Source organism: Pseudomonas sp. B21-041 (genome assembly GCF_024748675.1).
GTDB lineage: Bacteria > Pseudomonadota > Gammaproteobacteria > Pseudomonadales > Pseudomonadaceae > Aquipseudomonas > Aquipseudomonas neuropathica.
On sequence record NZ_CP087175.1, the window covers coordinates 2509177 to 2529474 of the forward strand.

Consider the following 20298-nt stretch of genomic DNA (forward strand, 5'->3'; position numbering starts at 1 on the left):
TCGCTTTTTGTTTTTATTGTCGGACACTCTAGTTGTTAGCTTTCGTTAAAAGAATGTTAGTTTTTGCGCAGCCGCTGTGCGTTTTCAAACAGCGTGCATTGACCATAGCCGACAAGGACACGCCATGTTCGACTGGAACGACCTGCGGTTTTTTCTCGAGCTGCAACGCAGCGGCCGCCTGCTCACCGCCGCCCGCCGCCTCAACACCACCCACGCCACCGTCGCCCGCCATATCGAAGCCATCGAAAAAAGCCTCGGCACCGCGCTGTTCGTCCAGCACGCCCAAGGCTACGAAATGACCCCGGCGGGGGAGGCGCTGCTTAAACATGCTGAAGCGATGGAAAACGTTGCGTTGCTGGCGCAGGAGGAAATCACCCAATCCACTGCGCCGTTGGGCAAGATTCGTGTTGGCGTCACCGAAGGGCTAGGCATCAAGTTTCTCGCCAGCCGCATGATCGGCTTGTTCGAGCGCTATCCGGGATTGGAAGTGGAACTGGTCGCGGTGCCGCGCTTTGTCAGCATCCTCAACCGTGAAGCGGAAATCAGCATTCACCTGGAGCGCCCGGCGGCGGACATGCTGGTCACGCGCAAGCTCACGGACTATCGCTTGGCGCTGTACGCCAGCCAGCGCTATCTCGATAAAGCCCCGCCCCTGCACAGCCGCGAGGACCTTGGGCGGCATGCGTGGATCGGTTATGTCGACGATTTGCTGTTCAGCCAGGAATTGATGTTTCTCAACAGTTTCTGTCGCAGCCCTCGGGTTGTGTTTCACAGCACCAGCGTCATCGCGCAGCAGGAGGCGGCGCGGTCGGGATTGGGCATTGCGGTGTTGCCTTGCTACATGGCCGAGTCGGATCCCGATCTGGTGCCGTTGCTGCCGGATGAAAGCATCGAGCGCAGCTACTGGATCAGTACGCGGCGCGAGTTGCACAAGTCGGTGCGGCTGCGGGTGGTCTGGGATTATGTGGTGGGGTTATGTGAAGCGGAGCAGGGGTTGTTGCTGGGCAGATCGCAGGCCGGCATCCGTTAATCCTTTTGGCTGTGCTGCTGTTGGCGCCGCTTTTGCTTGAATAGCTTCAAAGCCTTTGGCAATGGAGAGCAGCAATGAGGGAATGGCTTAGCGTTCGCGACATCAATGCGGACACCTTGAAGGCCATCAGTGACGGCGTCTTACGGCATGGCCGAGCCTTGTCTGAGGCTCGCGGCGGGCACGCTGAAGCCATCGCCTGTGCGCTGATGGAGGAGGGAACACTGATCGGCGGCGCTACCGGCAGAACCGAATTCCGGCGCCTGTTTGTCAATTACCTGTGGATCGACGTGCAATGGCGCGGAACCGGGCTGGGTACTCAGGCGTTGCACAAGCTTGAGGCGCTGGCCGTTGAAAGGGCGTGCGTGGATGCCTTGATCGAAACGCTGGATGACGACGTCGCCCGTTGGTACACCCGCTGCGGCTACCGATTGATCGCGCACGTGCCTGAGTACTGCGGCCCGTGGAGTCGTCATACGCTGTTGAAAACCCTTGGCGCAACCCAAGGAAATGCCGCCGATGACCAATAGCGATCTGGGCAGTACACCCAAAACCGGCAGGCTTCATCACGTTGAAATCAACGTCTCATCGCTGGAAGTCTCGCTGCGCTTTTGGCAGCCGTTGCTCTTGATGCTGGGTTATACGCAGCATCAAAACTGGCCCGCCGGGCGCAGCTTTATTCTCAACGGCACCTACCTGGTGTTCGTTCAGGCAAGCGATCTGCAACAGGGCTTTAACCGCCGGGGCGTGGGCTTGAATCATCTGGCGTTCCAGGCGGGTTCACAGGCGCAAGTGGATGAAATGGCGGATTGGCTGCGAACGTCCGGTTTTCGTCTTCTCTACGAGAGCGCCTATCCGCACGCCGGCGGCCCGGAGCACTACGCCCTCTACTGTGAGGATCCGGACAAGATCAAAGTAGAGATCGTCGCGCCGGTGGACACGCACCTGTAGTCCCGTTTGCAGGGCTGGCACGAATGACGTTGCGTGCGGCATTGAAGACTGTGCCTTCTACAGCGCTTTGGCAAAAAGGAAATTCTTGGGGTTGATTAATATATGGATATCCGTATATTCGAATTTCCATATGTGCAGAGCCCATTCCATGATCACTCCCACCGAAGTCTTCAAGAGCCTCGCTGACGAAACCCGTGTCCGCGCCATGCTGCTCATTTCCGATCAAGGTGAACTCTGCGTCTGCGAGCTGATGTGTGCGCTCGACGACAGCCAACCGAAAATCAGCCGCCACCTCGCGCAACTGCGCAGCAATGGCTTGCTGCTCGATCGCCGTCAGGGCCAGTGGGTCTATTACCGGCTCAATCCGGAGCTGCCGGCGTGGGTGCGCGAGATTCTGCAAGTGACGTCCAAAGCCAACGCCGATTGGCTCAAGGACAACGCCGCCCGCCTGCAGAACATGGACGGGCGTCCGGTGCGCGAAGCCGCCTGCTGCTGAATCCGGATTTAGAGAGTTCTGACATGTTGCTGGCTTTCGCTGTTTTCGTCTTCACCCTCGTACTCGTCATCTGGCAACCCAAAGGATTAGGCGTCGGTTGGAGCGCCACGTTCGGTGCCCTGATCGCCCTGGCTGTCGGTGCCGTTTCGCTGCAGGACATTCCCACAGTGTGGGCCATCGTCTGGAACGCCACCGCCACGTTTATCGCGGTGATCATCATCAGCCTGCTGCTGGATGAAGCCGGCTTCTTTGAATGGGCGGCACTCCACGTTGCACGATGGGCAAAGGGCAGTGGTTATCGATTGTTCGCGTTCTGCGTGTTGCTCGGCGCGGCGGTGGCGGCGGTGTTCGCCAACGACGGTGCGGCGCTGATCCTCACACCCATTGTCATGTCGATGTTGCTGGCGCTGCGCTTTTCACCGGCGGCGACGTTGGCATTCGTCATGGCCGCCGGGTTTATTGCCGACACGGCCAGCCTGCCGCTGGTGGTATCAAATCTGGTCAACATCGTCTCCGCCGACTACTTCGGCTTGGGCTTTGCCGAATACGCATCAGTGATGGTGCCGGTGAGTCTGGTCAGTGTCGCGGCGACGTTGCTGGTGCTGTTTGTGTACTTCCGGCGCGATGTGCCACAGCGCTACCCGGTTGAGGCGCTTCAGGAACCCAAAGCAGCGATTCGCGACCACGCCACCTTCGTGGTCGGCGGCTGGACACTGCTGATACTGCTGGTCGGACTGTTCGCACTGGAACCGCTGGGGATTCCTGTCAGTGCCGTCGCGGCAGTGTGTGCGGCGATCCTTTTTGCGGTCGCTGCCAAGGGCCACAAGATCGCTACCCGACGGGTTTTGCGCGATGCACCGTGGCAGATCGTGGTGTTCTCGCTGGGCATGTATCTGGTGGTGTATGGCCTGAAGAATGCCGGGTTGACTGACCTGCTGGCCGTCGTCCTCGACCGCTTGGCCGAGCAAGGTTTGTGGAGCGCCACCCTCGGCACTGGCCTGCTGTCCGCGCTGTTGTCATCGGTGATGAACAACATGCCCAGCGTGCTGATCGGTGCGCTGTCGATCCAGGCCAGCGACGCCCAAGGGCTCGTTCGCGAAGCGATGATCTACGCCACCATCATTGGCTGCGACCTCGGCCCGAAAATCACCCCCATCGGTAGCCTCGCCACGTTGCTCTGGCTGCATGTGCTGGAACGCAAAGGTCTGCGCATCACCTGGGGCTACTACTTCAAGGTCGGCATTCTGCTGACCCTTCCGGTTCTGTTGATCACTCTTTCGGCCCTGGCACTGCGCCTGAGCCTTTGATGTCCCCCAAAAGCGGTAGGAGCAATCCATGCGAGTTTTGTTCATGTGCACGGCCAACAGCTGCCGCAGCATCCTCTCTGAAGCCATGTTCAATCATCTGGCGCCAGCGGGATTCGAAGCGGTGAGTGCCGGCAGTTTTCCCAAAGGTCAGGTCTTGCCGCGCAGCCTGTCGACGCTGCAACAGGCCGGCATCGCCATTGATGGTTTGCACAGCAAAGGCAACGACGCTTTTGAAAGCAACCCGCCAGATATCGTCATCACCGTGTGCGACAAAGCCGCTGGCGAGACTTGCCCGGTGTATTTCGGCCCGGCGCTGAAATCCCACTGGGGGCTGGAAGATCCGTCCGAAGTGAAGGGCGACGAAGCCACTGTCGACGCGGCTTTTCACGCCACCCTTATGCGCATCGGCCAACGCTGTCAGGCCTTCCTCGATCTGCCTTTCCACTCGCTCAGCCGCGATCAACTCAAGGCTGAGCTCGACCGCGTCGGCACGCTTTAAGGAGGATTTATGTCCGAACTGCCCAACCTCGATCTCAATCTGTTCGATAACGCCAAACCGTCGCAAGCGGGCGCGCACAAACCGCGCATCCTGCTGCTCTACGGCTCGACCCGCGAACGCTCCTTCAGCCGTTTGCTGGTAGAGGAGGCCGCACGTCTGCTCGAACACTTCGGCGCCGAAACGCGCATCTTCAACCCATCCGGTCTGCCACTGCCCGACGACGTTCCAGTCGACCATCCCAAGGTGCAGGAACTGCGCGAGCTGGTGCTGTGGTCGGAAGGCCAGGTCTGGTGTTCGCCAGAACGGCACGGCGCGATGTCCGCCGTGTTCAAGGCGCAGATCGACTGGATCCCGCTGGAACTCGGCGCCGTGCGCCCGACTCAGGGTAAAACCCTGGCCGTAATGCAAGTCTGCGGTGGCTCGCAGTCGTTTAACGTGGTCAACCAGTTGCGCGTGTTGGGCCGCTGGATGCGCATGTTCACCATCCCCAACCAATCCTCGGTGCCGAAGGCCTACATGGAGTTCGACGACACCGGGCGGATGAAAGCGTCGCCGTTCTACGATCGTGTGGTGGATGTAATGGAAGAACTGGTGAAGTTCACCGTGCTGCTGCGTGATCAACAGGCGCATCTGGTCGACCGTTACTCCGAGCGCAAGGAAAGTGCCGAGCAATTGATGGCGCGGGTCAATCAGCGCTCGATCTGAGGCCGTCCCTCGGCGAGGGACGGCTGCGTTCAGTCGACCAGTACTTGCGGTGACACCACCCAGACGCTGCAGGGCATTTTGTACAGCAACTGTTCCACCGTGCTACCGATCAACCGACCGAGGCCGCGATGACCGATCCGGCCCATGACGATCACGTCGATGTCATAGGCATCGGCGTAGCTGCACAGCACTTTGGCCGGATTGCCCATGATCATGTGCTGGCGTTCCGGCGCGATGCCGTTGCGCTCGGCCAGTTCGCGGAATGCATCACCTTGCGCATCGAACAGGGTTTTCGCCTTGCCCGGGGTAAAAAACGTCGAGGCGTTGCCAAAACCGAACTCGTCGGCGCTGATCGATGACAGGTCGTAGGCGTAGATCACATCCAGTTCGGCATCGCAGAGGCTGGCCAGTTTCGCGGCCTCGCGCAGGATGCGGTCGTTGAAGTCAGCGTATTGCTCGTCGCGATGAAACGGATCAATCGCCGCGACGATCCGCCGAGGCCGGGCATGCTGAACATGGCTGACAAAGTGCAGCGGCACCCGGCATTCGCGCAGCAAATGAACATCGAGCGGGGTGAACATCAATCGCGACATGAACGAGGCGTGCTGCAGATCCTTGATCAGCAGGGCCATCGGCTGCTCCTTGAGGTGAATCTGGATTTCACGCAACGGATTGTCGACCCACACCACTTCCGTGGTCACGGTCACGCCGAGGTGGCGCATGGGCCGGGCCTGGTCCTCCAGCCATTGGCGGTGGCGCTCGACATAACCCAGGCGCATCTGTTCCAGGGCCTGCTCGTTGACCAATCCGGCGGTCGCCAGCCCTTCGAGGTAATCGAATGCCACGATATGCAGCGCCGCACCCGATGCCTTGGCCAGGGCAGCGGCCCGATCGAACGCAGGGCTGTGTTTCATCAGCGGTGAAGCTACCAGCATGAAACGTGCTTGCTCGGACATGACGAATCTCCTGTGGGTAGCGGCATTGGCCGGCCAGACGCAACGGCGTCAGTTCATGTTGCTCCGTGCCGCCGGGCGCGGCTTGATCTTTGTCAATGACGCAGCCGAGCAACGCCCGCGCCCGACGGGCGGTAACGGCGGGCGCAATCCTGCATTGATTGATCGTTATCAACCTTGTGTCGGTCAGTTCGGCGCAGCCTTGGAAAGGTGCTGAACTCACTGCAAACACCTGCACAGGAGTCTTGATCATGGCCATGATGAAAGCGGCGATATTCGTCGAAAAGAATCGCATCGTGCTGGATGACAAACCGATCCCCGAGGTTGGCCCGCTGGACGCACTGGTGCGTATCACCACCACGACGATCTGCGGCACCGACGTGCATATCCTGCGTGGCGAGTATCCGGTGGCCAAAGGTTTGACCGTCGGTCACGAACCGGTGGGCGTGATCGAGAAACTCGGCTCACAGGTGCGCGGATTTTTCGAAGGCCAACGGGTGATTGCCGGCGCCATCACCCCCAGCGGCCAAAGCTACGCCTGCCTGTGTGGCTGCGGCTCCCAGGACGGGCCGGACACTCGCCACGGCTTTCGCGCCACCGGCGGCTGGAAATTCGGCAACATTATCGATGGCTGCCAGGCGGAGTACGTCTTGGTGCCCGATGCCTTGGCCAACCTGTGCCCGATCCCCGACGGGCTGAGTGACGAACAAGTGCTGATGTGCCCGGACATCATGTCCACCGGATTCTCCGGCGCCGAACGTGGTGAAGTCAGTATCGGCGACAGCGTTGCGGTGTTCGCGCTGGGGCCGATCGGCCTGTGTGCGGTGGCCGGGGCGCGGCTCAAGGGCGCGAGCGTGATCATTGGCGTCGACGCGGTGGCCGAGCGCATGAGCGTCGCGCGGCAGTTGGGTGCGACCCATGTGGTCAACTTCAAGGATGGCGACGTGGTCGAGCAAATCATGGCGTTGACCGACGGGCGCGGCGTGGATGTGTCCATCGAAGCCTTGGGCACCCAAGGCACGTTCGAGTCTGCCTTGCGGGTGTTACGCCCGGGCGGACGCTTGTCGAGCCTTGGGGTTTACGCGTCGGACCTGCGCATTCCCTACGATGCCTTCGCGGCGGGGCTGGGCGATTACAGCATCGTCAGCACCCTGTGCCCCGGCGGCAAGGAGCGCATGCGCCGGTTGATGGCGGTGGTGCAAAGCGGTGGTGTCGATCTGTCGCCGCTGGTGACCCACCACTTCAAACTGGACGATATCGAAGCCGCCTATGAACTGTTCGCGCATCAGCGCGATGGGGTGATGAAGGTGGCGATCACGCCTTGATTGGCAATGCGCCCCGTACTGTTTACTGGTGCAGGGCGCAGGAATGGCGCTACAGACTCAGGCGATGAATGACCTGATGGGGATCATCAGGATCGCTGTGGGTTTCAAAGCCCAGTGATCGGGCGAGGTCGCGCATGGCCGTGTTGCTGGCCGAATCCACCGAATACAGATGTTTGAAACCGTTGAGCCGGGCGGCTTTGATCAGGTGCTCCATCAGCAACGTGGCCAGGCCCAGGTGCATCCATTCATCGGCGACCGTCACAGCGCATTCGCAGTCCTGTTCGCCCGTGGCGGCGTAGCGGCTGATGCCGATCTCGATCAATTCGCCATTTTCGTGAACCAGTGCGATGAAGGCCGCGCGTTGTTTGTAATCGACGTCCATCAACTGATCGAGCAACGCGGTGCCCGGCTCACTCATCTGCGCGAGAAAACGCAGGTGTCGGGACTCGGGCGACAAGCGCTTGATAAACGCGTACTCGCGTTCGCGATCCTTGGCGGCCAGTGCGCGGATCAAGACGTGGCGGCCATCCTTGAGCGACTCGATCCAGTATTCACCTTGGTGCGCGGCATAGGCCGGCGCCGCGCGGTCATTGTGGTCTTTGACAGTGAGCATGAGATGAGCCTCCATCGGGGCTGAACGAGCAACGCGCAGGAGAGTGCGCTGAGTCTGTTCTACACCGATGTCAGCCCCGGAAGCTGATCTGGATCAGATTCCGACGCGCGGCCACTGTTTTTTAGCGGGCGATGCTTTTGTTTCCGCAACAGGCTCAGCCCTGAGGTGGTTCGCGGGTGCTGCGTTGCGATGCGGGGCGCGGTTGCCCGTCGGGAATCGACAAGGTCGCACGAAGGCCGCCCTCAGCGCGGTTGACCAAAGTGATCCGTCCGCCCAACTGCGTGGCAATGGTGTTGACGATGGTTAGCCCCAGCCCCGCGCCGTGGGCATTGCCGCGACTGTAGAAGCGTTCGAACAAGCGCGCCCGGTCGGCTTCATCGATGCCCGGCCCCTGATCTTCAACGCTCAAGTGATAGAAACCCTCAGCCTGGCTGAGCAGCACGGTGATCACGCCGTGTTCCGGGGAGAAGTTCGCAGCATTGGTGATCAGGTTGTTCAGGGCAATGTCGATCGTGCCGGGGCTGGCCATGATGTTGAGCGGCTGGGCGCTGTCTTCAAAGGCCAGTTCCAGGTGTTTGCTCAGCAACCATGGCGTCAATTGCACCAGGCTGTTGCGCACGGTTTCGCTGAGGTCGATGGGTTGCAGCGGCGGCGGATTGGGTTTCGGCTCCAGACGCGCCATGGTCAGCAACTGGTTGACCAGGCGACTGGTGCGGTCGACCCCGGCGATCAGAAACGCCAGCGATTCGCGGCGTTCCTGTTCGGTGCCGGCCTCCTGCAGGTTCTGCGCATGCACCCGCAGCACCGCCAGCGGCGTACGCATTTCGTGGGCGGCGTCGGCGATAAAGCGCCGCTCGCGGCCGAGCACTTCCTGGATCTGCGCGAGCATACGGTTGAGCGCCGCCTGCATCGGTTCCAGCTCACTGGGCAGCGGCGCCAATTGCAACGGTTCCAGCGAACCGCTGTGGCGGGCGCGCAAGGTTTCGGCCATGTTCGCCAAAGGTTTGAGGCCCCAGCCAATCGCCAGCCAGACCATCGCTGCCAGCAGCAGGCTGCCGACCACGTTCGGCCACAGCGTGTGACGGACGATGCGGTCGACCAGATCGGCGCGCACATCGTCGCGCTCACCGACCCAGATGCGCAGGCCGTTCTGTTTGTCTTCAAGGAGAAAGGCGCGCCAGTGCCGATTGTTCAGATCCACCACATCGCTGAAACCGGGCTGAGTCGGCGGCGCCTTGAAGGACGGTGCGCTGGCGGTGTGCACCAACACATCACCGGCAGGATTCCACACCTGAAAGGCGATTTTGCGTTCGTAAGGATGACCCTCGCCGCGCGGCACCGCTTCGCCCAGCGCCGAGTTAAACGCCTGGTAAAGCTCTGCGTGCTGTTTGCTGGCCAGGGGCATGCGCATCACCCCTTGCAACAAGCGCGCGTTCTGCGCCAATTGTGCGTCGTAGACTTCGGCGATTTCGTGGTTGCTGTCGTGCAGGTTGAAGGTGCTGAGCACCGCGAGGCCGGCCAGCAACAGGCCGATGATCAAGGTCAGCGTGCGGCGGCGGATCGAGGTCATCGACGCTCCTCCACCAGATAACCCACGCCGCGAATGGTGCGGATCAGGTCGGTGGAAAACTTCTTGCGCAGGTGATGGATGTGCACTTCGAGGGTGTTGCTTTCGGCTTCTTCATTCCAGCCGTAAAGCAGCTGCATCAACTGATCGCGGGTCATCACCCGGCCAGGTGGCGACAGCAGTTCGTGGAGCAACTGATATTCCTTGGGCGTCAGGGCCACAGGCTGGCCCTGATAGCTGACTTGCTGGGTGCCGGGGTTAAGGCTGATGCCGGCATGCTCGATCAACGCCTGGGCGCGCCCGGCACTGCGCCGCAACAAGGCGCGCAAGCGTGCCTTGAGTTCATCCAGGTCGAACGGTTTGATCAGGTAGTCGTCGGCCCCGGCGTCGAGCCCGGCGATGCGGTCTTCAGTAGCGTCGCGGGCAGTCAGAATCAGCACCGGCAGATTCGAACCGCTATCGCGTAGGCGGCGCAGCACTTGCAGGCCGTCCATGCGTGGCAGACCGAGATCGAGCACGGCGACATCGAAGGTTTCACTGAGCAGCGCATGCAACGCGCTGCTGCCGTCCTTGAGCCAGTCGACGGTGTAACCCTCGCGGCCCAGCGCCTGATGAATGCCTTCACCCAGCGCCACGTCATCCTCAACCAGTAATAAACGCACGCGGACTCCTGTCAGTCGAGTTTCTTGTTCACGTCCACCAGAAGGGCGGCGATCTCTTTGCGACGCCCGGCATCGGCACTTTCCCGGCCCGGACGCGGCGCGGCTTGTTGGGCTTTGAGCAGGGCTGCTTTGGCTTCAGCGTAGCGCTTCTGACGGTAGAGGTGATCGCCCCAGAAGTACAGGCTGTCGATGCCGTTGGGGTTGAGTTGCAAGGCTTGCTTGAGCAGTTGCTCGGCCTTGTCGCTGTCGCCGAAACCGATGGGCCAGCCGGGCACGCGGTCATACAGCGCGGCGAGGCTGGTGTAGGCCGAGCCTTGCAGGGCTTTGGGATCGAGGGTCAGGGATTTTTCCAGATCGGCTTTAGCGTCCTTGGCTTTGCCCAGTGCGCCGAGTCCGCCCTCGGCACCGGCCCAACTGCTGGTGACGATGCCTTTCCAGATCCACGCTTCGGCCACCGCCGGGCGCTGCGTGGTGAACGTGTTGGTTTCGCTGGCCAATTGTTCGAACGCGGCGGCGCGCTGTTTTTCCGCCACTTCATATTGGATGTGCGCCCAGCTCTGCTGGATGCCCTCGAGACGTTGCTGGTCGGCCGGTTCCAGCGCCCAGACACTTTGACTCAAGGCGGCGAGCAACAGGCATGCGGATAGTTTTTTCATGGCTTTGGCGACTCGTGGTCAGGTTTTTCACTGAGACGGCGGATCAGCGGCAACTGCTTGCGCAGGCCTCGATCGACCAGATGCGGGAGCAGATTGTTCAGGCGGACGAAGAAGCGTTCCGGCCAGCCCAGGTAGAGGTCGCGACGATCACCGGCAATCGCATGGATCACCGCCGAGGCCACGGTTTGCGGATCGTCGACGTTGGCCTTGAGTGCGTCGTTCAACGCTTGTGCGGCGGCGCTGTTCATCGAGGTGCGCGTGGCGCGGGGCGCGACGTACAGCACGCTGACGCGGGTGTCGGCGAGCTCGCGGCGCAGCGCCTCGGAAAACCCGCGCAAAGCGAATTTGGTCGCGCAATAACTGGCGTAACCCGGGTAGCCGATCGAGCCATAGGTCGAACCGACGTTGACCACCATGGCGCTGTCGGCCAGCTTGAGCAGCGGCAACAGCAGTTTGGTCAGGCACATCGGTGCACTGATGTTCACCGCCAGCATCGCGTTGATGTCGCTGTCATCCAACTGTTCAAGCATGGCGAAGTGATTGACCCCGGCGGCGTTGATCAGCAGGTTGATGCCGCCGATGGCTTCGGCGGCGACCAGCACTTTGCGCCGATCGCTGAGGAAGGTCAGGTCAGCCGCGACCCAGCACAACGAGTCGGGGTAGCGCTTGAGCAACGGCAGCAGAGCCTCCTGATGCCGCGCCACCGCGAGCACGTGGGCACCGGCGGCGCACAAGGTTTCGGCGATGGCCAGGCCGATGCCGCCACTGGCACCGGTCAACACCACCCGCGCATCACGCAGCTGCATATTGAGCCTCCGCGTCACGCGGCAAGCCACGGAACATGTCGGTGTACAGGCGATAAACGACTTTCGAGGCATGGATCACGGCGGCTTGATCGGCAGGATCTTCCAACTGATTCATCAGGCGCCGATAGGTTTGCATGTGCTCGATGTCGAGTGAGCCGTGGGAACTCAAGTAACTGAACGCCGTTTCCGGCAACGCCAGACGTTCGCGAATGCTGCCCGCCGCGTGGGTGGCCAGGGCGATGCTGGTGCCTTCGAGCACGTTGACCATGCCGAACAGACCGACCGGATTGCCCCGGGCGATCAGGTCGTAAAGAAAGCTGACCATCAGTTCGATCGACAACGACGGCTGACCGTCGCGCACCGCATCACGATCACCGCCACATGCAGCGATGTCGTTGAGCACCCAGTGCTCGTGGCCGTATTCGTCTTCGATGTACTCGGCCACCGCTTTGCGCAGCCATTCCAGACGCGTCGGCAGGCGCGCACCGCAAGCCATCATCAGCGGCACGGTGTGGCGCACGTGGTAATACGCTTGCGCGAGAAACGCCCGATAGCTGTCGAGACTGACCTTGCCTTGCAGGGCATCGACGATGATCGGCAGGTTGAACAGTTCGTGGCGTTCCTGTTGCGTGGCTTCTTGCAGGGTGTCAAAAAAACTCATGATGCGGACTCCTCGGAAACAGCGGATTCGGTCAATTGCGCGTGGTACTGCGCGACGATGGCGTCGCGGCGCGGGCGGCCATTGGCGGTGAGCAAGCCATTGGCGGCGGTGAAGGGTTGCGGCAGGCGCGTCCACTGATGCACCTGGGCGTAATCGGGCAAAGCCTCGTTGGCTTCAGCGACGGCAGCGGCCAGTTCGGCATCGGTGCAGTCCGGGCGATGCGGCCAGAGCAGGGCGTGATTGCGCGGCAAGGCCTCGCCGTAAACGAAGGCCTGGGCGATGTGGCGGCGCTGGGTCAGCTCGGACTCGACCCATTCCGGGTTGACGTTGCGCCCGAAACTGGTGACGAACTGGTGCTTCTTGCGGCCCTTGAGATAGAGAAAACCTTCCGGGTCGAACTCGCCCAGATCACCGCTCGGCCACCATTCCTCGGCGTACGGCGCGTCACCCAGATAACCGAGCAGCGTCGTGCCCTTGATCAGCACTTCGCCGTCCTCGGCCAGGCGCACTTCGACATGCGGCAACGGTCGGCCGACGCTGCCGGGGCGGCGTGCGCCGGGGCGATTGAGGCACACCACCGAGGCGCATTCGGACAGGCCGTAGCCTTCGTAAACTGGCAGCCCGACCCGTTGCGCACGGTGCAGCAGATCCTCCGAGACCCGCGCACCGCCGACAGCGGCAAAGCGCAGGTTTCGCGGGTCGAAGGCTTTCTGTTCGGCGGCGCTGACCAGTAACAGCAGCAACTGCGGCACTAGGATCAGACTCTCCGGCGCGCGGCTGGCCAGATAACCGAGCAGGCGCGGAATCTCGACGCCGCTAGCGCCCTGAATGCCGAGGGTTTTCTGGCTCGGCAAACTGAGCATGGCGCCGGCATACAGCGCGGCGTAACAGCCGAGGTTCTCCAGCAGAATCGCCAACGGCAACAGCGCCAAGTGATGCTGCGGGCCGGTGGCTTCGCTGGCCTGATCCAGCTCCCGTGCCACCCGCAGCAGGCTCTCGGCGCTCAGGCACACACCTTTCGGCGTGCCGGTGGTGCCGGAAGTGAAGGTCAGTTTCGCGGTACCGGCCGGCATGCGACTCGGGCCGCTGAACGCGCGGCACCAGAACTCGCCACGTTGTTCATAGCCGACCGCGAGCAGTTCGGCGCCCAGCTCCGGCTCGGCAATCACCCGTTCGGCCTGGCTCTGTTGCAGACAATGAGCACGTTGCGCCGCACTGAAAAACGGCGGCAGCGTCACGCAGGTCAGGCCTTCAAACAGCACGGCCAGATCCCACAGCATCGCGTCGACGCCGTTGTCCAACGCCAGCGCAATCACCTGCGCTTGCTCATCGCGCAGGCGCTCCTGGCGATACAACACCTCGGCGTACAGCGTGGCGTAATCGAGTTTCAGCGTGTCGCCCCACAGGGCCGTCGCGTTGTCATTGCGCCGGGCATGGTCGCGCAGGGTTTCCTGGAAGCGTTGCAGTTCAAGCGACATGACAGGCTCCTTCAATCGAACCGGGCAAACCGAGGCGGGCAAACAGGCCGATATCGCGCAAATGGACGAACCCGGCGCGGATGTTGCCGACGTGCACCCAAGGTTTACTTTCGTAATAACTGCCCCAGTGTTGACGCTCGTCACCCAACCGTTCCGGATCAGCGGCGCACAATGTCACTGGCTTCAAACCCAGGCGATGGAAGCTGTTGACCAGGCCGATGTTGCCGGTGAACGTCACCCATTCCAGGCCGCCCATGGCCAGCAGGTAGGTGATGGCGATGATGCTCAGGCGCGCGCTGCCGGTGTCGCTGGCGGCGAGGTTGCCGACTTCGACGATGGCGCTGCGCTCGACCGCACGATCTGCCGCCGCGCTGATCAACGGCTCGATCGGCTCATCCAGATAGCGCTCAAGGAACAGTGATTCCAGATGCGCGCGACGCACCCCGGCCACGGCGCACAACTCGCCATCGCCGTTGTGCATGCCGAACAGCTCGGGCATGAAATGGCGGATGTCGGCGCCGTGGGCCTTGCGAAAGCGTTGCTGGATAAAGGCTTCGAAAGTCTCTCGCAGGGCATCGTCGGGCAGCGCACCGGTCAACGTCATCTGCGGTGTTTCGGCTTGACCGAAGCGCAGGGGCAGGGCGATGTTCCAGTCAAATTCGGGCATGGGCAGAACGCCTCCCTCAATAGGTTTGAGGCGAGTATCGGAGGCATTTCTTAACGAAGTCTGAAGGTGAAAAAAGGTTAACGTGAGGGTCTGTCTTCAGACTCTCTTAAGACTGGGCGGGCAGGGTAACGCCGTCGGTTCGCCCAACAACCGGAGCGAGGCAGTCGAACGAATCGGCCGTCACTCACGACAATCAAGAGGCGCAGCTTATGTCCCACGACATCGCCGTAACCCGTTACGGAAAACTCTCAATCACCCTGCACTGGCTGATGCTGGCGCTGTTTGTCGGCGTCTACGCTTGCGTCGAAATCAAGGGCTACCTGCCCAAGGGCAGCGAAGCACGCGGCTTGCTGATGGGCTTCCACGGCCTGTTCGGCGCGAGCATCTTCGCCCTCGTGTGGATCCGCCTGCTCGGCCGCCTCAGCCCACGCCCACCGATCACCCCCAAACCACCGGCGTGGCAGACCGGCATCGCGCACCTGACACACCTGGCGCTGTACGGCCTGATGATCGCCACCCCAATCCTCGCCTGGCTGATGCTCGCCGCCGCCGACAAACCGTTCCCGTACTTCGGCTTCCACGTCCCGGCACCCGTGGCCATCGACCCGGACTTCGGCAAACAACTGAAGTACTGGCATGAACTGATTGGCAGCACCGGTTACTGGCTGATCGGGCTGCACGCGCTGGCGGGGTTGTTTCACCATTATTGGGTGCGGGATAACACGCTGGTGCGGATGCTGCCGGGCCGCACCGAATAACCCTGATCCACTACAACCCCTGTGGGAGCGAGCCTGCTCGCGAAAGCGGTGTGTCAGCCTCTGATGATGTTGGCTGACACGGCCCCTTCGCGAGCAGGCTCGCTCCCGTAGTTTTTTGTGGTGTCTGGCAGAGCGGGGCAGTTGCCGGAACCGCACTTCGCGTCCACTCTATGACCTGCCGACAAGGAGCGTCCGCCGACCCTCCGTCGTGACCACAGGGAGCTTGCAGCATGAGCGAAGACAACAAGGTAAAAGGCCCGGCGTCATACTTCCCCTCCATCGAGAAAAAATACGGCCAGCCCATCGATCACTGGCTGAGCCTGCTTGCCGGCATCAGCGACAAGAAACACATGGAACTGGTGGCGTGGCTCAAGGAGGAACACGGCATGGGCCACGGTCATGCCAACGCCTTGGTTGCGCATCATCTGGCGGGAAAAAAGTGAGGGCAGGGCAGCGATGAATTTCACCCACCGGCCCGTGACGGCCGACGACGTCAACACCCTCTGCAGCTTTCCCCAAGGCGAACAAGAGCTGTTCTTCATGTTCCCGAAAGCCAACTTCCCGCTGACGGAAGAACAGATGCACAGCGCAATCAGCCAACGCTTCGACTCCACGGCTTTTCTGGCCAACGGCGAGTTCGTCGGCTTCGCCAACTTCTACCGCGCTGAGCACGATGGCATCTGCTGCATCGGCAACGTCATCGTCGCGCCATATGCCCGTGGGCAAGGTGTGGCGCGGTACATTGTCGAGACCATGACCGCGCTGGGTTTCGAAAAATACCAGGCCAAGGAAGTGCAACTGTCTTGCTTCAACGAAAATACCGCAGGCCTGCTGCTTTACCCAAAACTCGGCTTCGTGCCGTTCTCCATCGAAGAACGCCCGGCGCCGGGTGGCAAACGTTCAGCGCTGATCAACATGACACGCCACCGACCATAGCCATCCCCCAATTCCTGTGGGAGCCGGGCTTGCCCGCGATGACGCCAGCCCGGCCGCCGCGAACCCAGAAGCCCAACACAAAACCTGTGGGAGCGAGCCTGCTCGCGAAGACGCCAGCCCAACCACCCCAAATCCCAAGCCAGACTCAATCCCATGTAGGAGTGAGCCTGCTCGCGATAACGCCAGCTCAGCCACCACCAATCCCAACTCAACCACAAATCCCTGTGGGAGCGAGCTTGCTCGCGAAGACGTCCACCGAGTCACCCCATCAACCACTGACCGAAATAAACAGTAAAAACCACCACTGTTTAAACGAAGCCTCAAGTAACCACCGAAACCCTACAACGCCTTGCGCCGTTACCTACGACTAAGCCAGAATCCGCCGGCTTGTGCGTCTAGGTCGCGGGTTCTATCGTCTGTCGGTCGCTGAAAAACAGCGATCGGGTTTGGTAGCCCGGTGTTAGATGTACAGCTCCACCATCGCCGAAACTTCTTCGTTTCGAATTTATGGTGGTCATGTGCAGGGCGTCCTAGGGCGCGCCGGATCCTAACACCCGGTCTACCAACCTGCGCATGGCCGCCACCCTTCGTTTGGTAGCGAAAGGGTGAAGCCTCCTCTAAATGTGTTAGGAGCTTCATCTATGTTCAAAGTAACGCCGAACCCACCAGAAACCGACCCCACATCCCCCTACGAATCCCCCGATTCCAAGCGATTCCACGAAGCCGCCGAACGCGCCCTCGACCACTACCTCAAACCCGCCAGCCAAATCATGGCCAGCACCCAACAACCCGAACGCATGTACCTCGCCAACCCGAAGTACAACAGCGAATCCCTGCTCGCCAACGCCAGCGAAACCCTCGGCTCCGCCAGCGAAATGCTCCTCAACTTCGCCGCCATGCTCGACACCCCGCACCGCAAAACCGCACTGGGCATCGCCCAAGTCGTGATGCTCGGCGAAATCGCCGTCAATCAAGCGCTGGATAACGTCGAAATCGCCAGTTAACCAACCCCATCCCGACGAGGGGAAACCCTCGTCTAACCCCGCGGTCACACCCTGGCTGGCACACGGCCACGGCTTGCGCCCCCCAGCCACGGCTGTCACCCTTTGGGCCGTTCTCAAGGATCAGAACCAGGAATCACGGATGAGTGGCTACGTACCCAACCCCCCGAAAAACCACCGCTACGAAGAAGCCAAACCCGTTGATATTCATGCCCAGCGTTGGGCGGAATATGAGAAACACGGGAAAGAACCTGCGCGCGAGCCTGAGAAAATCGGAATCGCGTTGAGGATTGGGGTTTTCTTTGATGGCACTGGGAATAATGCGAATAACACGGCGGCGGGATTGCTGTGTGGGGCGCAGCATCCCATAGCTCCCGAGGATATCCCCGCCAGTTGTCAGCCCTATATGAGGGATCCGGACAGCAGCTACGCCAATAGCACCACCAATGTTCAGAAACTAAGCGAACTGTACTTCGCACCTCAAAGGGCCGAAGGGGATAGTTCGCAGAAGCAAGCGTTCCGGATGATTTACATCGAGGGAATAGGAACTGAGTCAGGCAAAAAGGACAGTACGTTAGGTGGTGGTACTGGCCGAGGCGAAACAGGCGTGGCGGGCCGTGTTCAGTTGTCGTTCGCAGAGATCAAAACGCGTATCAAGGACGTGTTGGACAACAATCCCAATAGTGAAATTACGTCCCTGACCTTTGATGCGTTCGGCTTCAGCCGTGGTGCTGCTGCAGCAAGACACTTTGCCAACGAGGTCGTACGTGGAAAGCAGGGGCCACTCGGGGAAGTGTTGCGCAGCAACGCCAATGCCCTCAGCCGGACCTTCATCGAAGAGTACAAAAGCAGCATCAACATGGGTTTTATTGGCCTTTTTGATACGGTGCCATCCATTGCTGGCTGGTCGAATCTGGGGGATATCAAAAGTCCCATCGCAACAGGAATCAAACTTTACCTCGACCGCCGCTTCTTCACTGATGTCGTGCAGTTATCCGCGCGTGACGAATATCGGGCTAACTTCGCTCTGAGCCGCGTTAAAGCGGATCACTTGGAAATAACTCTGCCCGGGGTTCATTCCGACATCGGCGGTGGCTACCGCGATGAAGTCCAAGAGTGCGTGCTCGTCAGTCCGATGCAAACACTTGAGGTGTCGCAATTTACCGACGTCTCCACTACTTCGATCTACCGTGATGCCGTGACGGTGAAGGCGCAGTGGCTCGCCAAAGGATGGCCAGCAGAGATGCTGGAGATCGTCACGCCTGATGCCCTTCTTCTGCCAATTGATCGGCAGGAACGGCTCAGCCCACGCATGAAGCGCGTATATGCCGCCGTGCAACTCAAGCGTCCTGTGAGTGGCATGCTCTCCAGGGTATATCTACGAGTGATGCACCGATTGGCGAAAGAGAAGGGCGTTCGGTTTCAAGACATTCCCGATACGCCTGAGTTGGCAGTGCCCGCAGAGCTTCAAGCGCTGTGTGATCGATTTCTGGCGGGTAATTACGACACCTCAATCCAAGAAGACCAATTGCTGAAGCTGAAGTACATTCACATGTCTGCAAATTGGAACCATCCTCTCGGGCGCAGAGATGGCAGTGGCGTCCGTGCCGTTTACATCAATGCCCCGACGCCGGACTCGATACGCGTACAACACCCTCATGTAGCTGACTGGAAACTTTGGTGATGAAAGTACTTTTTACCCTGCTATGCGCGCTGTTCATTACTGGGTGCCAGTCAGCGGATCCACTTTCAGCAAAAAATGACCCGAAATCCGAGTGGTGGGAGTTGGCGTTTACCGAGCCGGACTACATGAAGGTCTGGGTAGAGAACAGTTCTGTTCAAGACATTAACGGCAGGATTTTCTACAACACCGGCGGCGGCACCGCAGCGGGGGGAGAGCCTGAAGATGGCACGGAGTCCGCCCGAGGTTGGACAGGTGGGGTAGGCGGCAGCGGAAGGAGAGTGGTGGGAGCAGATTTGCCTGTTCGCATCTGGGTCCGTTGGCAATCGATTGTCGAACAGAAAACGTGGCAGGCATGGGTAGAAATCCCAGAGGAAGCCAGGCAGTTGATGGTGGCGTCCGTCAATCAACGTTGCCCGCAGACGCCTGATCAGGAAGCGAGATTTATGGCGTCGGTTTATCTAGGGTTGGCCCCCGGTGGTGTTGTGCAGGTTTGGGTAAGAGACTCTTGCCACCACCCGGTCAAAGTCGCTCGAGCGCAGGCAGAAATTGAACCACTGGGGCCGAGCCAAGGTAAGAACGAAGGGCGTTACGCTTATCCGGTGAGTGAAAAGGCCAAGCGGTATATAGACAAATATGGCATTCCGTACGGAAGTTGGTAGCCGTGACACTTAACTGAATGGATCTTTTGTAATGAACGCAAGGATTGCGCTGCTGGGCGCTTTATTGATATCTGGCTGCCAAATCGGAGGCACCGAAACCGGCGAAAATGACCCTAAATATCCATGGTGGGAGTTAGTGTTCGTTGAGCCGAATTACATGAAGGTCTGGGTAGAAGACAGCTCCGTTCAAGACATCAATAACAGAATTTTCTTTCGCGCTGGCAAGAGCACTGCTGCTAGCGGTGAGCCCGATATCCGCACAGAGTCTGCTCGTGGTTGGGGGAAAGTATCGGGTACCGGGAGACCTGTGACGGGCGCTGATCTTCCAAAACAGATCTTTGTCCGCTGGCAATCCATAACAGAGCAAAAAACCTACCAAGGTTTCATCGAAATTCCGGAGGAGGGCAGGCAACTGATGTTGAAGTCAACGCACCAGCGTTGCCCGGAAACACCGGAGAAAACCGCTCGGTTTATGGCGTCGCTCTATGTGGGTCTCGCTCCGGGCGGCGTGCTCAAAACATGGGTTAGAGATTCATGTCGAAATCCGGTTGAGATTTCTCGCGGTCAAGGAGAGATAGAGCCTCTGGGGCCGGAACAAGGGAAGCACGGTGGTCGTTATGCCTATCCGGTAAGTGAGAAGGCTAAACGATACGTCGAAAAGTACGGCATTCCGTATGGAAGTTGGTAGGAAAGAGGTAGGAGTCACTTCTCTTGCCTGCTTTCAGTGGCGTTGTCAGGAGTGAATCACATTTGACAGCCACCGCGTCAATGCTGAACTCAGCGAAGGTCCGCTTTCGGCCATTTGCTGCCCTTCGCAAAAAACAACAATCGGTCTCCTATGTGTATCGGCTCAGCAAGCATTCAACTGCGTACTAAGATGAAATCCT

General features: G+C 60.2%; 25 protein-coding genes. 16 read left to right on the forward strand and 9 right to left on the reverse strand.

What is annotated here, in order from left to right; translation table 11 throughout:
• Positions 1-124 precede the first annotated feature (124 nt).
• From LOY43_RS11105 to arsH, 7 genes are all read left to right on the forward strand, one after another.
• Entirely contained in the window at positions 125-1030 is a 906-nt protein-coding gene (locus LOY43_RS11105) for a LysR family transcriptional regulator (RefSeq protein ID WP_095047445.1), read from the forward strand.
• 74 nt (positions 1031-1104) lie between these two features.
• The gene (locus LOY43_RS11110; RefSeq protein WP_095125754.1) at positions 1105-1557 is read left to right on the forward strand and encodes a GNAT family N-acetyltransferase; all 453 of its coding nucleotides are present in this window, start codon (positions 1105-1107) and stop codon (positions 1555-1557) included.
• Positions 1520-1978: a VOC family protein gene (locus tag LOY43_RS11115; protein WP_258709627.1), complete on the forward strand. Its 459-nt coding sequence runs from the start codon at positions 1520-1522 to the stop codon at positions 1976-1978. The genes LOY43_RS11110 and LOY43_RS11115 overlap by 38 nt, the downstream gene beginning before the upstream one ends.
• A gap of 148 nt (positions 1979-2126) precedes the next feature.
• A complete protein-coding gene (locus LOY43_RS11120) occupies positions 2127-2474 on the forward strand; it encodes a metalloregulator ArsR/SmtB family transcription factor (RefSeq protein WP_095047442.1) in 348 nt (115 codons plus the stop codon).
• A gap of 23 nt (positions 2475-2497) precedes the next feature.
• Positions 2498-3781 (forward strand): arsenic transporter, encoded by a 1284-nt coding sequence (locus LOY43_RS11125; RefSeq protein WP_258709628.1) that lies wholly within the window; start codon positions 2498-2500, stop codon positions 3779-3781.
• A 28-nt stretch (positions 3782-3809) separates the two neighbouring features.
• Positions 3810-4280, forward strand: a complete 471-nt coding sequence (locus tag LOY43_RS11130; protein ID WP_095047440.1) for an arsenate reductase ArsC — start codon at positions 3810-3812, stop codon at positions 4278-4280.
• A 9-nt stretch (positions 4281-4289) separates the two neighbouring features.
• Positions 4290-4985, forward strand: a complete 696-nt coding sequence (gene arsH, locus LOY43_RS11135; RefSeq protein WP_095047439.1) for an arsenical resistance protein ArsH — start codon at positions 4290-4292, stop codon at positions 4983-4985.
• 29 nt (positions 4986-5014) lie between these two features.
• Here arsH and LOY43_RS11140 read toward each other — a convergent pair whose 3' ends face one another.
• Positions 5015-5941 carry a universal stress protein gene (locus tag LOY43_RS11140; protein ID WP_095047438.1) on the reverse strand — a complete coding sequence of 309 codons (927 nt, stop codon included), beginning with the start codon at positions 5939-5941 and terminating at the stop codon, positions 5015-5017.
• Here LOY43_RS11140 and LOY43_RS11145 point away from each other — a divergent pair.
• Positions 5940-6155, forward strand: a complete 216-nt coding sequence (locus LOY43_RS11145; protein WP_095125752.1) for a hypothetical protein — start codon at positions 5940-5942, stop codon at positions 6153-6155. The genes LOY43_RS11140 and LOY43_RS11145 overlap by 2 nt on opposite strands.
• Positions 6156-6189: 34 nt before the next feature.
• The gene (locus tag LOY43_RS11150; protein ID WP_134173893.1) at positions 6190-7263 is read left to right on the forward strand and encodes an NAD(P)-dependent alcohol dehydrogenase; all 1074 of its coding nucleotides are present in this window, start codon (positions 6190-6192) and stop codon (positions 7261-7263) included.
• A gap of 49 nt (positions 7264-7312) precedes the next feature.
• On the opposite strand, the gene LOY43_RS11155 is transcribed toward LOY43_RS11150, so the two are convergent.
• From LOY43_RS11155 to LOY43_RS11190, 8 genes are all read right to left on the reverse strand, one after another.
• Positions 7313-7876 (reverse strand): GNAT family N-acetyltransferase, encoded by a 564-nt coding sequence (locus LOY43_RS11155; protein WP_095047435.1) that lies wholly within the window; start codon positions 7874-7876, stop codon positions 7313-7315.
• Between the two features lie 154 nt (positions 7877-8030).
• On the reverse strand, positions 8031-9446 hold the full coding sequence (locus tag LOY43_RS11160) for an ATP-binding protein (protein ID WP_258709629.1): 1416 nt from the start codon (positions 9444-9446) through the stop codon (positions 8031-8033).
• Positions 9443-10105 carry a response regulator gene (locus LOY43_RS11165; protein WP_007910671.1) on the reverse strand — a complete coding sequence of 221 codons (663 nt, stop codon included), beginning with the start codon at positions 10103-10105 and terminating at the stop codon, positions 9443-9445. Before LOY43_RS11165 ends, LOY43_RS11160 begins: the two co-directional genes overlap by 4 nt.
• 11 nt (positions 10106-10116) lie before the next feature.
• Positions 10117-10761 (reverse strand): tetratricopeptide repeat protein, encoded by a 645-nt coding sequence (locus LOY43_RS11170; RefSeq protein WP_095125749.1) that lies wholly within the window; start codon positions 10759-10761, stop codon positions 10117-10119.
• The gene (locus tag LOY43_RS11175; protein WP_258709630.1) at positions 10758-11567 is read right to left on the reverse strand and encodes an SDR family oxidoreductase; all 810 of its coding nucleotides are present in this window, start codon (positions 11565-11567) and stop codon (positions 10758-10760) included. Before LOY43_RS11175 ends, LOY43_RS11170 begins: the two co-directional genes overlap by 4 nt.
• On the reverse strand, positions 11554-12228 hold the full coding sequence (locus tag LOY43_RS11180) for a TenA family transcriptional regulator (RefSeq protein WP_093437183.1): 675 nt from the start codon (positions 12226-12228) through the stop codon (positions 11554-11556). Before LOY43_RS11180 ends, LOY43_RS11175 begins: the two co-directional genes overlap by 14 nt.
• Complete coding sequence (locus tag LOY43_RS11185; RefSeq protein WP_258709631.1) at positions 12225-13706, reverse strand: AMP-binding protein; 1482 nt, start codon at positions 13704-13706, stop codon at positions 12225-12227. Before LOY43_RS11185 ends, LOY43_RS11180 begins: the two co-directional genes overlap by 4 nt.
• Entirely contained in the window at positions 13696-14373 is a 678-nt protein-coding gene (locus tag LOY43_RS11190; protein WP_258709632.1) for a thermostable hemolysin, read from the reverse strand. The genes LOY43_RS11185 and LOY43_RS11190 overlap by 11 nt, the downstream gene beginning before the upstream one ends.
• Before the next feature lie 209 nt (positions 14374-14582).
• Between LOY43_RS11190 and LOY43_RS11195 the strand changes: the two genes are divergently transcribed.
• From LOY43_RS11195 to LOY43_RS11225, 7 genes are all read left to right on the forward strand, one after another.
• Positions 14583-15131, forward strand: a complete 549-nt coding sequence (locus LOY43_RS11195) for a cytochrome b (RefSeq protein WP_258709633.1) — start codon at positions 14583-14585, stop codon at positions 15129-15131.
• Between the two features lie 230 nt (positions 15132-15361).
• Complete coding sequence (locus LOY43_RS11200; protein WP_093437198.1) at positions 15362-15574, forward strand: DUF4287 domain-containing protein; 213 nt, start codon at positions 15362-15364, stop codon at positions 15572-15574.
• 13 nt (positions 15575-15587) lie between these two features.
• Positions 15588-16067 carry a GNAT family N-acetyltransferase gene (locus LOY43_RS11205; protein ID WP_258709634.1) on the forward strand — a complete coding sequence of 160 codons (480 nt, stop codon included), beginning with the start codon at positions 15588-15590 and terminating at the stop codon, positions 16065-16067.
• A 641-nt stretch (positions 16068-16708) separates the two neighbouring features.
• Positions 16709-17071, forward strand: coding sequence for a DUF6124 family protein (locus LOY43_RS11210; RefSeq protein WP_108226440.1), 363 nt, complete (start codon positions 16709-16711; stop codon positions 17069-17071).
• Positions 17072-17210: 139 nt separating this feature from the next.
• Positions 17211-18752, forward strand: a complete 1542-nt coding sequence (locus tag LOY43_RS11215; protein ID WP_258709635.1) for a DUF2235 domain-containing protein — start codon at positions 17211-17213, stop codon at positions 18750-18752.
• Positions 18752-19411, forward strand: coding sequence for a DUF2931 family protein (locus tag LOY43_RS11220; protein ID WP_258709636.1), 660 nt, complete (start codon positions 18752-18754; stop codon positions 19409-19411). Before LOY43_RS11215 ends, LOY43_RS11220 begins: the two co-directional genes overlap by 1 nt.
• Before the next feature lie 31 nt (positions 19412-19442).
• Complete coding sequence (locus tag LOY43_RS11225) at positions 19443-20099, forward strand: DUF2931 family protein (RefSeq protein ID WP_212622382.1); 657 nt, start codon at positions 19443-19445, stop codon at positions 20097-20099.
• Positions 20100-20298: the final 199 nt, after the last annotated feature.